We start from the raw sequence: 12634 nt of genomic DNA on the forward strand, positions 1-12634 counted from the left end.
TTCGAAAATAGTGGAAGCGTTGAACCCGCCGCTCATGCCGTGCGCGGCCAGTGGCGGGGGAAGTAGTCGAGCGCCGAGTCGCGCAGACCCTGCATGTAGGCGACGCTCCATTGCAGGACTTCCTCGATGTAGGGGACCTTCAATTCAAAGCGCCGGGCCATTTCCACCAGCAGCACCAGGCCGTAGGCGACGTCTTCGTTGAAGGCCCGGCTCTCGCGTTCGATCACGTAGCCGGCGCGGTTGTCGGCGGCGGGCACCATCGGCGCGAGGATGTCGTTGTAAGCCTGGTTGGTACGCAGGATCGACAACATGCTGCTCTGGTCGCGGATCTGCTCGCCGTAGGCCTCGACGATTTCCTGTTTGAGGGACTTGACCGAGGACAGATCGATGCCCATGCGCTGGCTGATCACCGCGCACAGTTCCTGGCTTTCCTGATCCATGCGCTCGAGGAAATAGGCGCCCAGTTCAGGGCATTCGGTCCACCAGCACATGCGTTGCGGGAAGATCTTGCGATGCCATTGGCCGTAGGGGCCGATCAGCCCATAAATCACCGAGCTGTGCATGATCGGGTTGCCGGGTGTCAGGGTGATTTCCAGGTAGTTGTCGAGCATTGTCACGCACGGGCCGTACAGCGTGGTGAGGATTTCTTCCAGATGTTGACGCGATGCCAGGGTTTCCCGGGCGTGAGTGGCGACATACAGCTGACTTTTGCCGCCACCCATCTTTACCGACACGCCCGGCTTCAGGTCGAACGCGGTGTGCGGCACATCCTTCATGCCCCAGATCACCAGGTTCGGGCGGTCGGCCAGCGTTGCCTCGGCCAGCCAGTCGAAACCGCAAAATCCAGGGATCGCGCCGATGTAAACCGGTTTGCTCGAACTTAAGTGCGGGGCGATGGTCTGCAGGGTTTGCGGTCGGGCGTGGGCCGGCACGGTGATGATCACGATGTCGGCGTCCGCCACCACAACGCTGGCGTCGGTGCTGACCCGGTCCGGCCGCGCGCTCAGCGTCGAGCCGTCCGGCAGCAACGCCTGGAGGGCGATGTTGGCGGCGTGTTTCTCGAGAACCTCACGGTTGTTGGTGAGCATCGAGACGTGAACGTCGGGTAACTGTTTGAACAGGATGGCATTGAGATGACCGGTCCTGCCTGCGCCGCAGATGGCGACTTTCAGCGGTTTCATACAGAGGCTTTCCTGTGTGGGAGGCGCGTCAGGCGACACTCAGTTGCAGAGGCGTGGCGTCGGACTCCAGCCAGCGGGTCTTGCCCAGCCAGTTGTCCAGTTGCGCGGCGACGCCCGGCTCCAGAAGGTCGCGTTCCTCCAGCCACTTGTCGTCGAACACGGTATGCAGGTACTTCTCGCCGCCGTCGGCGATGGGCACCACGACGTTGCCGGTCAAAGTGCCTTTGTGGATCAGTTCCAGCGCCTTGTAGATCGCACCGCCGGTCGAACCGCCGACCAGCAGCGCCAGATTGCGGGCGATATAACGCGCGGTTTCGAACGCCTGGGCGTCGGTGACTTGAATGCCCATGTCGATGCAGCTGTAGTCGAGCACCAGGCCCACGGTGTCGCCGGCCGGGGTGCCGGTGCCCGACTGGTAATACGGATAGCCGGGATGGCCGAAGACGATCGAACCGGCCGGCTCCACGGCGACGGTGACGATGTCCGGGTTGTGCAATTTCAGGCCACGGGCGATTCCGGTCATCGAGCCACCGGTGCCGACGCAACCGACATAGGCGCCGATCTGGCCGCCGGCCTGGGCGATGGTTTCGCGCACGAAGTCGCTGTAGCCGCCGGCGTTGGCGGCGTTGTCCGACTGGTTCATGAACACCGAGCCGGGGATCTGCGAAGCCAGTTCGGCAGCCAGACGCTGGCGCTCGACCACGGCCACTTCGTCTTCCCGGTAGGTGCCGGCGACAAAACGGATTTCGGCCCCCAACGCCTTCATCACCGCAATCTTGTCCTGGGCGGCATGGTGATCGACCACGGCGATGAAATGCAGGTCGAACTCGACAGCTGCCATCGCCAGGCCAATGCCGGTGTTGCCGGACGACGACTCGATCACCACACCACCGGGTTTCAACCTGCCGGACTTGAGCGCCGCCAGCACCATGTTGCGTGCCATGCGGTCTTTGATACTGCCACCGGGATTGTTCTTTTCTATCTTGAGCAAGAGTCTGGCGTTGGTTCCCGGAACATCGATGCCCAACATTGGCGTATTACCAATAAGATCCGAAACTTTATTCAATATCATTTGGAAGTATCCCCTTCAGTAGTCAGGTGAAAACGTGTAATTACCTTCCGTACAACAAGTCGCCATCAATCGTTTGGGTAATGGGTGGCGATGAAATTCGTTTTCCAGCAAGTCCATCTGATAGCCGGCCGTGTTGGCGTAAACCAATAAGTCGCCCGCTTGTGGTGAAGTATCGAAGTTGATCAGGCGATGGGTGATGACGTCATCGTCGAGACAACTATGTCCGGCAATATAGGCTTGCATCGGTTTGTCGGGTAATTGTTGTCCGGATATCAGGATCGGATCGACAAGGTATTCCGAAGCGAACCAGGTTTCGCAGGCGCTGAAACTGCTGCCTTCCACGAAAATTACAACTTTGTTGTCCGCCAGTTGCTTGGTGCGGGTGACGCGGAATACTGAAATGGCGGCTTGGTCTACAAGGCTTCGTCCCGGTTCGAGTCCCAACTTAATATTGCGTGACCTCAAGTAGCCAGCAATGGAAAGTTGCGGCGAATGTTCAGATTCGAGGAACAGTTCCAGCCACTGGCAAGCCGTCAGCGCACTGCCGTAGGGATAAAAAGAGTTGGGCACTCGACGATGTTGATAATGAGCTGGATTGTTTTCATTTTGCAGAAAACTGTTGTAAGCCTCGGGTTGCACATAGCGCATCGGCAGGCCGCCACCGATGTCGATCATGAGCGGGTCGAGTCCGATTTCCCTGGCCGCATCGACGAAGCCGGTCACCTCACGGAACGCCTGGACGCGGGTTTCGTAACCGTATCCGCCGAGGTGGAAGTGGAAGCCTTCAAAGTGGAAAACCTCCCGTTGTTCGGTCAGCGAACGCAGGCATTCAAGCAGGTCATCCTGACCCATGCCGAACCGGCTCGCCGGGCAACTGTGGGGCCGGTAACGCAGTAAAATCCGGGCTTTGGCGGGTGAGGGGAAGGTGTCGAGCACGCCTTTGAGATGCGCGAACTCCTCCAGCGAGTCCACACAGATCAGCGAGCCGCCCTGTACCAAGGCGCGATGAAACGCTGCGGTTTTCGCCGGGCCGGTCGCGCACAAATGCTGCGCCGAGGCCCCGGCGCGCAAGGCCGCTTCCAGTTCGTGAATGCTCGACACGTCAACGCCAATCCCCGAAACCGAGGCCGAACCCAGCAGGCCTTGCGATTTGTTGGCCTTGGCCCCGTAGAAAATCGAGTAGTCGACGTTGTGCCGTTTCAAGACCGCTTGCAGCGCATCGGCATTGGCTTCAAAGGCGTGCGGCCATACCAGATTCAGCGGTGAACCGTATTGAGAGACCAGTTCGATCAGTGTGCCGGGAGAACGCTCAAGAAGATTTTCAATAACAGGGTCGAGTAACGGTTTCAGCACTTTTGGGTATTTGGACTTTGTTGTTTCTGAAACTTCATATGCATTTAAATCAGGCATAGAAAACCCCTGACGATGGAAGATCGTCATGCGTGATTTGATAACTAATCGTTATCGGTCAATGTCTTTTGGCTTGGCGCCAATACTGAAAATCAAATAAGCGGAGGCGGATGAAACACCCGGTCGCACAATCGATCAGTGGTTTTTGATTTAACAAAAATTTCACAAGTCAGTTTCATGTAAACCCCACTCCTTAAGGTTTAAGCAGGCAAAAAGATGGCCAGTGTTTATGGTCGACATACTTTTCGAGTGCCAATGAATGACATTTAAATGACATCACTGAGATGAACTTTTCATGAATGAATTCTCCAGTCTTGAATTGAGCATTGCCCCTCTCGACGGCGAGAACAATATTGCCAACGCGAACGATTATCAAGTAAGGTTTTCAAATATTTTTGAATTAACACACTCGACAGGGGAGTGCGAAGTCGCTTATTCGCACGCTCGTGGAAGCGTTCGTCCGTTGAATAAAAAGACCGTTAATTGCTTGAAGAATAAGGCGTTAACGGTTGATTCATGAAGGCGACGCAAGCCTCGGATTTTCTCTGTCGCAGGTGCCTGAATTTTTTCTGAAAACCACGACCGCAGCACACCCAGGAGAGTCCCAATGACTGTTCGTCACAGCACCGCAGCGACGCTTCCCATCAGCTACCTGTTCGTTCCCGGCAACCGGCCGGAGCGCTTTTCCAAGGCGGTCGAGGCCGCGCCGGATGCGATCATTCTGGATCTCGAAGACGCCGTTCATCCCAACAGCAAAGCCGTCGCCCGCGCCTCGATCTGGGCCTGGCAAGAGAGCACGCCGGTCACCGCTTGCCAGCGCTACATCCGGCTCAACAGCGTCAGCAGTTCGTTGTTCCGCCAGGACATGACCTGGCTCGGCGACATGCGCTACCCCAAGCGTTGCGCGGGGATTTTTCTGCCCAAGGCCGAGTGCCCGCAAAGCCTGGCCGGCGTGGTCGAACGCCTGCTGGAATGGCATTCCGGGTTGCAGATCGTCGCGATCATCGAGACCGCCAGAGGCTTGCAGCAGGTCGAGGAAATCGCCGCGATTCCCGGTCTGGCGCGGCTGGCATTCGGCTCGCTGGATTTCTCCCTGGACATCAACTGCAGCCAGATCCCGGAAGCGTTTCTGCTGGCACGCAATCGCATCGTCCTCGCCTCGCGGGTGGCCGGTTTGCCAGCGCCGATCGATGGCGTGACCCCGGCAATCAGCGACATGGCGGTGGTCGAGCAGGATTCACGCTACGCCCGGTCGCTGGGGTTTGGCGCCAAGTTGTGTATCCACCCCTCGCAACTGCGCACGGTGCAGCACGCTTTCCTGCCCAACGCGCGCCAGTTGGCGTGGGCCGAGCGGGTGCTCGATGCCGTGGCCGGGGGCAGCCATGCGGTGCAGGTGGACGGCGAGATGGTCGATCTGCCACTCATCGAACAGGCCCAGCGTCTGCGCGACATGGCCAGCCAGTACGCCGCGCCGGCCAAGGCCGATGCCTGCTGAAACGGGAGACGGATCATGGAACATGGCTATCAGATTGCCCTGCGCCCGCTGTGCGACGTGGTGCAATCCGAGCAGGTCGACCCGCTCAACGTGCAGCGCCTGCGCGAAGCGATCATCGAGGCCGGGCACTGGCTGGAACCGATCATCGTCGAGCGCTCGCGGGGCATCGTGATGGATGGCAATCATCGCTTCAACGCGGCGCGGGCGCTGGGTCTGAAACGGGTGCCGTGTATCCAGCTCGACTACGCGGACCCTCGGGTGCGGGTACGTCACTGGCAGACCGGACAAGCGTTCGAGGTGGCGCGGATTTTCACCACGATCGAGCGCGGCGAGCTGTTCCCGTACAAGACCACGCGACATGCGTTCGATCCCGCGCTGCCGGTGATTTCGATCCCGCTGCAATGCCTGTATGACTGACCGCGCCTGACCCGCGCAGCCCGAGGCCGGAGGGAAGGGCGACAGGCTCACCCTCCGGCCGTTTGCTCCTCGCTGAAAAAAACTTTCCCCGGCGCTGATACTTTTTCGCAAGTCGACTGGCAAATAGGAGTCATTACCATTTTCCCAACTTCGAAAAAGGCTCCGTCGTCATGTCCGTTGCAAGTCGATCCTGCGGTGAAAACGCGTTAACCCTGGCTATTCGCACCGCGATGCTGAGTTCAATCCTGGCTGCAGGAAGCGCCACCGTCTGGGCCGCCGAGCCCGAGCTGAAGGATCAACAGGACGCTGTCGCCACCGAGGGCCTGACCCTCGACACCACCAACGTCACCGGCCGCTACAACGGCGCGACCGCATTGCCCGAGGCGCTGGCCGGCGGTCAGGTGGCACGCGGTGCGCGTCTGGGGATGATGGGCAACAAGGACGTGATGGACACGCCGTTCAGCGTGACCAGTTACACCGCTAAGACCCTCGCCGATCTGCAAACCGTGACGGTCGCCGATGCGCTGGAGCGTGATCCTTCGGTGCGCTCCACCGGGCAGACGGGCGGCATCGTCGATTCGTTTTTCATCCGGGGTTTCGCCATCGGTGAAGGCAACCTGGGTGAGCTGGCCTACGACGGCGTGTACGGCGTGGCCCCGAACTACCGGGTGTTCACCGAATACGCCGAGCGGGTCGAAGTGTTGAAAGGACCGGGCGCGCTGATGTACGGGATTTCACCCAACAGCGGCGTGGGCGGGGTGATCAACATCGTGCCCAAGCGGCCACTGGCCGAAGACCTGACCCGCTTCACCACCAGTTACGCCTCGGACTCCCAGGTGGGCGGCCATCTGGACGTCAGCCGGCGCTTCGGCGAGGAAAATCAGTTCGGCGTGCGCTTCAACGGCAGCCTGCAGGGCGGCGACACGGCGGTGGATCATCAGAACCGAGACTTGAACATCGGCGCCATCGCGCTTGATTACCAGGGCGACCGTTTGCGCTTGAACCTGGATTTCCTCAGCCAGAAAGAGAGCTTTGAGGCGGCATCACGGCCGTTCACCATCGCGCCGGGTGTACAGGTGCCGTCCGCCGCCAATGGTCGCACCAACCTGCCGCAGGACTGGGGCTGGTCGGACACCAAGGAGCAATCGGCGCTGCTCGGCGGCGAGTATGACCTGAGCGATGCGGTGACGGTGTTCGCCCATGCCGGTGGCGGCCGCTCGGACGTCAAGCGCCTGTCGGACCAGGTGCCGCGAATCCTCAACGATGCCGGCGACACCAGCAACATTCCCGGCTACTACAAATTCAACGTCGACCGTTCGACGGCCGACGTCGGCATGCGCGCGATTTTCGCGACCGGCCCGGTCACGCACACCACCACGGTGATGGCGACCCGTTATCAGGACGAGTTGTCCCGAGGCATCAACAACGGTACGGAAATCCGCTCGAACATCTACCACCCGGTGGACGTGCCGCGTCAGTACATCAACTCGCCGAAGGTGCTGCGCGTTTCCGAGTCGGAACTGTCCGGCGTGGCGTTGACCGACACCTTGTCGGTGCTGGACGACCGCATCCAGTTGACCCTCGGCGTGCGTCGCCAGGACATCGAGTCGCGCAACTACAGCGCGAACGGTTCGGTCAGCTCCCGTTACGACGACAGCGCCACCACACCGCTGGTGGGCGTGGTGGTCAAACCGTGGGACGACGTTTCGCTTTACTACAATTACGTTGAAGGCTTGAGCAAGGGCGACATCGCGCCCGGCACGGCGGCCAACTCCGGCGAAACCTTCGCGCCCTACGAGTCCAAACAACACGAAATCGGCGTGAAGTATGAGCACGGGACGTTCATGACCACCCTGGCGCTGTTCCAGATCGAGAAGCCCAGCGGCGAAATCGGCGCCGGCAACGTGTTCTCGGTGCAGGCCGAACAACGCAACCGTGGCGTGGAGCTGAGCATGTTCGGTGAAGTAGCGCCGGGCACCCGTCTGATGGGCGGCGTGACCCTGCTCGACGGTGAACTGACCGATTCGGCGACAGCCGCCAACCGGGGCAATAAACCGGTGGGTGTGCCGGATGTCCAGGCCAACCTCTGGGCCGAGTGGGATACGCCGTGGATCGAGGGCTTCACCCTTACTGGCGGCGCGATCTACACCGACAGCCAGTACGTCAATCAGGCCAACACTCAGGAACTGGACTCCTGGACGCGGATCGACGCGGGCGCCCGCTACGCGACCAAGATTGAAGGCCGGCCGACGACGTTCCGCGCCACGGTGCAGAACGTGTTCGATCGCGAGTACTGGTCGGGCGTCGCTTCCTACGGCGCGTTCTCTCCGGGCTATCCACGCACGCTGCAACTGTCGGCCACGGTGGATTTCTGATGGACGGGGCGCAGCGTGACGGAGCGTTCAGCCGATCGTCTGCGCCTTCTTATATATAGAAGCGATTCAATCGCCGCTGTTGAGCAGCGCAAACGTTCATGGAAAAGGAGTATTTGAATGTTGACCCGCCTTGCACCGACCACCGCTGAGAGGCCGTTGCCGATCCCGACGGCCAACGATCAGCGGGCCTTCGATTTCGAGCGCAGCGCCAACGAGCATATCCGCGAGCTGCTGCATTATTACGGGCTGCGCACCAGCCTGATCCGGATCAAGGTGATCGACGCCTTGCTGGTGGCCGCGCGGGAGGACCGCACCATTGGCGGTCGCGGCGTGCATGGCTACCTGCAACCGTTTATCAGCGAATTGCAGTTCATCAGTGTGCGCGAAGTGCTCAAGCGGCTGTGCGAGGAGGGCGTCATCGTTTTTCAGTCGGACAAGACTTATCGCTTTACCGACGAAGCATTGGCCGTGCTGGAGCAGCACGGGAACCGCTGAAATCGGATGCTGTGGGCTCCCTCCAAAACCATCTGTTTAAGCGCAGGTGGTTTTTTTTCGCCGGCCTTTCGATAAACCGTTCGATTATCGGTCGGCCAAATTGCCCGTCCCGGCGCTCAAGCGTAGTGTGACCGGAGATTGCCCCGTGATCACATAACAACGACAAGATCGAGTGCCGCCCCATGGACACCCACCTGCTGAGCGACCGCAGCAGCGTGTTTCGCCACGCTGATCCTTACGCCGTCTCCGACTACGTGAACCAGCACGTCGGCCAGCATTTCATCGGTCTGTCCAGGGCCACCCATCCGCAAGCCAGCCTCAATCACCGCAAGCTCGCCGATCTGGATCTGTGCCGCATCAGCTATGGCGGCAGCGTTCGGGTCACCTCGCTGGCGCTGGAAACCGTTTATCACCTGCAAGTCCTGCTGCAAGGCAATTGCCTGTGGCGCGGGCATAAGCGTGAGCATCATCTGGTGCCCGGCGAGCTGCTGTTGATCAACCCGGACGATCCGGTAGACCTGACCTACTCGCAAGATTGCGAGAAATTCATCCTCAAGGTGCCTGTCGGCGTGCTGGAGTCGGTGTGCGACGAGCAGCGCTGGCAGCATCCCGCAAGTGGCATCCGGTTCCTGCGCAATCATTACCGACTGGATGAACTGGAAGGCTTCACCAGCCTGCTGGCGATGATCTGCCAGGAGTCCGAGGCCAGCGACCCGTTGCTGCGCGTGCAGGAACACTATGCGCAGATCGTCGGCAGCAAACTGATTTCGCTGATGAACACCAATGTCAGCCGCGAGTGCCTGAGTGCGCCGAACGTCAGTTTCGAGCGCATCCTCGATTACATCGAACGCAACCTGACGCTCGATCTGCCCGCCGAACACCTGGCGGTGCAAGCCAACATGAGCTTGCGTTCGCTGTACGCATTGTTCGAACGCCAGCTCGGCACCACCCCGATGCAATACATCCGCCAGCGCAAACTGGAGCGTATCCACGCCTGTCTGAACGACCCGTGTTGTCCGGTGCGCAACCTCACCGAACTGGCCCTGGATTACGGTTTCCTGCATTTGGGCCGTTTCTCCGAAAGCTACCGCCAGCAGTTTGGTGAGCTGCCGTCGCAGACCTTCAAGCGTCGCCACTGAGTTCCCGCCGATAAATCGCCTGCCGCGCCGTCCTGCACAAAACGGATAGCGATCTGCAGGATTCGGCTATTGCCCGCCGTATCGCCTCCCTAATCTGACCTGGCCTGAACAATAACAATGGAGGCCCCGGCCATGTTCCTGGGAATCGACTACCTCAATGCCATGCTTGAAGAAGACAAAGAGAAGGGCGCCTACCGCTGCAAGCGGGAGATGTTCACCGATCCGCGTCTGTTCGAACTGGAGATGGCGCACATCTTCGAAGGCAACTGGATCTACCTTGCCCACGAAAGCCAGATCCCCAACAACAACGACTTTCTGACCACCACCATGGGGCGCCAGCCGATCTTCATCGCGCGCAACAAGGACGGTGTGCTCAATGCCTTCCTCAACGCCTGCAGCCACCGCGGCGCCATGCTTTGCCGACACAAGTCCGGCAATCGCGCCAGCTACACCTGCCCGTTCCACGGCTGGACGTTCAACAACAGCGGCAAACTGCTCAAGGTCAAGGACCCGGCCGAGGCCGGTTATCCGCAAGGCTTCAACTGCGAAGGCTCGCATGACCTGACCAAGGTGGCGCGTTTCGAGTCCTATCGCGGCTTCCTGTTCGGCAGCCTCAACGCTGAAGTGAAATCCCTGGCCGAGCATCTGGGCGAGTCGGCGAAGATTATCGACATGATCGTCGACCAGTCGCCGCAAGGCCTGGAAGTGCTGCGTGGTTCCAGCTCCTACATCTATGAAGGCAACTGGAAACTCACCGCCGAAAACGGTGCCGATGGCTACCACGTCAGCTCCGTCCACTGGAACTACGCCGCCACCCAGAACCAGCGCCAACAGCGCGAAGCCGGCGAAGAAATCAAAACCATGAGCGCCGGCAGCTGGGCGAAGAAGGGTGGTGGTTTCTACTCCTTCGACCACGGTCATCTGCTGCTCTGGACCCGTTGGGCCAACCCTGAGGATCGCCCGGCCTACGAGCGTCGTGACGAACTGGCCCGGGACTTCGGCCAGGCCCGCGCCGACTGGATGATCGAAAACTCGCGCAACCTGTGCCTGTACCCCAACGTGTACCTGATGGATCAGTTCAGTTCGCAGATCCGCATCGCCCGGCCGATTTCCGTCGACAAGACCGAGATCACCATCTACTGCATCGCACCGAAAGGCGAGAGCGCCGAGGCCCGGGCCAAACGCATTCGCCAGTACGAAGACTTCTTCAACGTCAGCGGCATGGCGACGCCGGACGACCTCGAAGAGTTCCGTTCCTGCCAGACCGGTTATGGCGCTGGACGCGGCTGGAACGACATGTCCCGAGGCGCCACTCACTGGATCGAAGGCGCCGACGCCGCCGCCGAGGAAATCGACCTCAAGCCACTGCTCTCCGGCCAGCGCACCGAGGACGAAGGCCTGTTCGTGCTGCAACACAAATACTGGCAGGAAACCCTGCTCAAGGCCGCCGCCACCGGGCAACAGCTGATTCCCGTGGAGGCCGTGCAATGAGCACTCTCTACGACACCGTGCGCGACTTTCTTTATCGCGAGGCGCGTTATCTGGATGACGGCCAGTGGGATCAATGGCTGGAACTCTACGCCGCCGACGCCAGTTTCTGGATGCCCGCCTGGGACGACAACGACCGCCTGACCGAGGACCCGCAAAGCGAGATTTCGCTGATCTGGTACGGCAACCGTGGCGGCCTCGAAGACCGCGTGTTCCGGATCAAGACCGAGCGCTCCAGCGCGACCCTTCCGGACACTCGCACCTCGCACAACCTGAGCAACATCGAGATCGTCGAGCAGAGCGACGGGCAGTGCCGGGTACGGTTCAACTGGCACACCCTGAGCTTCCGCTATCAGGTCACCGACAGCTACTTCGGCAGCAGTTTCTACACCCTCGATCTGCGCGGCGAGCAACCGCTGATCAAGGCCAAGAAAGTCGTGCTGAAAAACGATTACGTCCGTCAGGTCATCGACATCTACCACATCTGATCGAGACGGCGGCGAGCGGCTGTCTGCGCGTTCGACGCTGTGCGCGAGGTGCAACATGAGTTTCCAGATCGCACTGAATTTCGAGGACGGGGTGACCCGTTTCATTGAGGCCAACGGCCATGAAACCGTCGCCGACGCGGCGTATCGCCAAGGCATCAACATCCCGCTGGACTGCCGCGATGGTGCCTGCGGCACCTGCAAGTGTTTTGCCGAGGCCGGGCGCTACGCCATGGGCGACAACTTCATCGAAGACGCCTTGAGCGAAGAAGAACTGGCCCAGGGTTACGTCCTGACCTGCCAGATGCGCGCCGAAAGCGATTGCGTGGTGCGGGTGCCGGCGGGCTCGCAAGTGTGCAAGACCGCGCAGGCGAATTTCCAGGCAGCGATCAGCGCTGTCCGGCAGTTGTCCGAGAGCACCATTGCCCTGTCGGTCAAGGGCGAATCCCTGAGCCGACTGGCGTTTCTGCCGGGGCAGTACGTCAATCTGCAAGTGCCGGGCAGCGAGCAGACCCGGGCCTATTCCTTCAGTTCGTTGCAGAAGGATGGCGAGGTCAGTTTCCTGATTCGCAACGTGCCGGGCGGCCTGATGAGCAGCTTCCTCACCGGGCTGGCGAAGGCGGGCGACAGCCTCAACCTGGCCGGGCCGCTGGGCAGTTTTTACCTGCGCGAAATCAAGCGGCCGCTGCTGTTGCTGGCCGGCGGTACGGGGCTGGCGCCGTTCACCGCGATGCTGGAGAAAATCGCCGAGCAGGGCAGCGCGCATCCGGTGCATCTGATCTACGGCGTGACCCATGACTTCGATCTGGTGGAACTGGATCGCCTTGAGGCTTTCGCCGCACGGATTCCCGGTTTCACCTTCAGTGCCTGCGTAGCCAGTGCGCAGAGCCTGCACCCGCTCAAGGGCTACGTCACCCAGCACATCGAGCCACGCCATCTCAACGACGGCGACGTCGACGTGTACCTGTGCGGCCCGCCGCCGATGGTCGAAGCGGTCAGTCACCACATCCGCGAGCAGGGCATCACCCCGGCCAATTTCTACTACGAGAAATTTGCGGCCGCCGCTGCCTGAAACCG

Annotated in this window: 12 protein-coding genes; 9 read left to right on the top strand and 3 right to left on the bottom strand. The window is 60.5% G+C overall.

Annotated elements, in window-relative coordinates; genetic code table 11:
* Positions 1-32: 32 nt before the first annotated feature.
* The 3 genes from N8H74_RS03750 to N8H74_RS03760 are packed head-to-tail and all read right to left on the bottom strand — an operon-like array spanning position 33 to position 3663.
* Complete coding sequence (locus N8H74_RS03750; RefSeq protein WP_262146269.1) at positions 33-1181, bottom strand: NAD/NADP octopine/nopaline dehydrogenase family protein; 1149 nt, start codon at positions 1179-1181, stop codon at positions 33-35.
* Positions 1182-1209: 28 nt separating this feature from the next.
* Positions 1210-2253: a cysteine synthase family protein gene (locus N8H74_RS03755; protein WP_262146271.1), complete on the bottom strand. Its 1044-nt coding sequence runs from the start codon at positions 2251-2253 to the stop codon at positions 1210-1212.
* 15 nt (positions 2254-2268) lie between these two features.
* Positions 2269-3663, bottom strand: a complete 1395-nt coding sequence (locus N8H74_RS03760; protein WP_262146273.1) for a Y4yA family PLP-dependent enzyme — start codon at positions 3661-3663, stop codon at positions 2269-2271.
* A gap of 295 nt (positions 3664-3958) precedes the next feature.
* Here N8H74_RS03760 and N8H74_RS03765 point away from each other — a divergent pair, with 295 nt between their 5' ends.
* The 9 genes from N8H74_RS03765 to benC all read left to right on the top strand — a co-directional run bounded on the left by N8H74_RS03765 (position 3959) and on the right by benC (position 12629).
* The gene (locus N8H74_RS03765) at positions 3959-4183 is read left to right on the top strand and encodes a hypothetical protein (protein WP_217833340.1); all 225 of its coding nucleotides are present in this window, start codon (positions 3959-3961) and stop codon (positions 4181-4183) included.
* 87 nt (positions 4184-4270) lie between these two features.
* On the top strand, positions 4271-5158 hold the full coding sequence (locus tag N8H74_RS03770) for a CoA ester lyase (RefSeq protein WP_262146275.1): 888 nt from the start codon (positions 4271-4273) through the stop codon (positions 5156-5158).
* 15 nt (positions 5159-5173) lie between these two features.
* Positions 5174-5575: a ParB N-terminal domain-containing protein gene (locus N8H74_RS03775; RefSeq protein ID WP_217833336.1), complete on the top strand. Its 402-nt coding sequence runs from the start codon at positions 5174-5176 to the stop codon at positions 5573-5575.
* Positions 5576-5745: 170 nt separating this feature from the next.
* Entirely contained in the window at positions 5746-7950 is a 2205-nt protein-coding gene (locus tag N8H74_RS03780; protein ID WP_262146277.1) for a TonB-dependent siderophore receptor, read from the top strand.
* A gap of 117 nt (positions 7951-8067) precedes the next feature.
* A complete protein-coding gene (locus tag N8H74_RS03785) occupies positions 8068-8445 on the top strand; it encodes a fe2+ zn2+ uptake regulation protein (RefSeq protein WP_217833332.1) in 378 nt (125 codons plus the stop codon).
* A 182-nt stretch (positions 8446-8627) separates the two neighbouring features.
* A complete protein-coding gene (locus N8H74_RS03790) occupies positions 8628-9584 on the top strand; it encodes an AraC family transcriptional regulator (protein WP_262146278.1) in 957 nt (318 codons plus the stop codon).
* Between the two features lie 132 nt (positions 9585-9716).
* The gene (gene benA, locus N8H74_RS03795) at positions 9717-11075 is read left to right on the top strand and encodes a benzoate 1,2-dioxygenase large subunit (RefSeq protein ID WP_262146279.1); all 1359 of its coding nucleotides are present in this window, start codon (positions 9717-9719) and stop codon (positions 11073-11075) included.
* On the top strand, positions 11072-11560 hold the full coding sequence (gene benB, locus N8H74_RS03800; protein WP_217833325.1) for a benzoate 1,2-dioxygenase small subunit: 489 nt from the start codon (positions 11072-11074) through the stop codon (positions 11558-11560). Before benA ends, benB begins: the two co-directional genes overlap by 4 nt.
* A 55-nt stretch (positions 11561-11615) precedes the next feature.
* The gene (gene benC / locus N8H74_RS03805) at positions 11616-12629 is read left to right on the top strand and encodes a benzoate 1,2-dioxygenase electron transfer component BenC (RefSeq protein WP_262146280.1); all 1014 of its coding nucleotides are present in this window, start codon (positions 11616-11618) and stop codon (positions 12627-12629) included.
* Positions 12630-12634: the final 5 nt, after the last annotated feature.

Source organism: Pseudomonas sp. B2M1-30, assembly GCF_025447575.1.
Classification (GTDB): Bacteria; Pseudomonadota; Gammaproteobacteria; order Pseudomonadales; family Pseudomonadaceae; genus Aquipseudomonas; species Aquipseudomonas botevensis.

What these genes read in the sequence shown, in the direction of transcription:
- N8H74_RS03750 (WP_262146269.1), bottom strand. Translation starts at nt 1,181, where the DNA reads ATGAAACCGCTGAAAGTCGCCATCTGCGGCGCAGGCAGGACCGGTCAT.
- N8H74_RS03755 (WP_262146271.1), bottom strand. Translation starts at nt 2,253, where the DNA reads ATGATATTGAATAAAGTTTCGGATCTTATTGGTAATACGCCAATGTTG.
- N8H74_RS03760 (WP_262146273.1), bottom strand. Translation starts at nt 3,663, where the DNA reads ATGCCTGATTTAAATGCATATGAAGTTTCAGAAACAACAAAGTCCAAA.
- N8H74_RS03765 (WP_217833340.1), top strand. Translation starts at nt 3,959, where the DNA reads ATGAATGAATTCTCCAGTCTTGAATTGAGCATTGCCCCTCTCGACGGC.
- N8H74_RS03770 (WP_262146275.1), top strand. Translation starts at nt 4,271, where the DNA reads ATGACTGTTCGTCACAGCACCGCAGCGACGCTTCCCATCAGCTACCTG.
- N8H74_RS03775 (WP_217833336.1), top strand. Translation starts at nt 5,174, where the DNA reads ATGGAACATGGCTATCAGATTGCCCTGCGCCCGCTGTGCGACGTGGTG.
- N8H74_RS03780 (WP_262146277.1), top strand. Translation starts at nt 5,746, where the DNA reads ATGTCCGTTGCAAGTCGATCCTGCGGTGAAAACGCGTTAACCCTGGCT.
- N8H74_RS03785 (WP_217833332.1), top strand. Translation starts at nt 8,068, where the DNA reads ATGTTGACCCGCCTTGCACCGACCACCGCTGAGAGGCCGTTGCCGATC.
- N8H74_RS03790 (WP_262146278.1), top strand. Translation starts at nt 8,628, where the DNA reads ATGGACACCCACCTGCTGAGCGACCGCAGCAGCGTGTTTCGCCACGCT.
- benA (WP_262146279.1), top strand. Translation starts at nt 9,717, where the DNA reads ATGTTCCTGGGAATCGACTACCTCAATGCCATGCTTGAAGAAGACAAA.
- benB (WP_217833325.1), top strand. Translation starts at nt 11,072, where the DNA reads ATGAGCACTCTCTACGACACCGTGCGCGACTTTCTTTATCGCGAGGCG.
- benC (WP_262146280.1), top strand. Translation starts at nt 11,616, where the DNA reads ATGAGTTTCCAGATCGCACTGAATTTCGAGGACGGGGTGACCCGTTTC.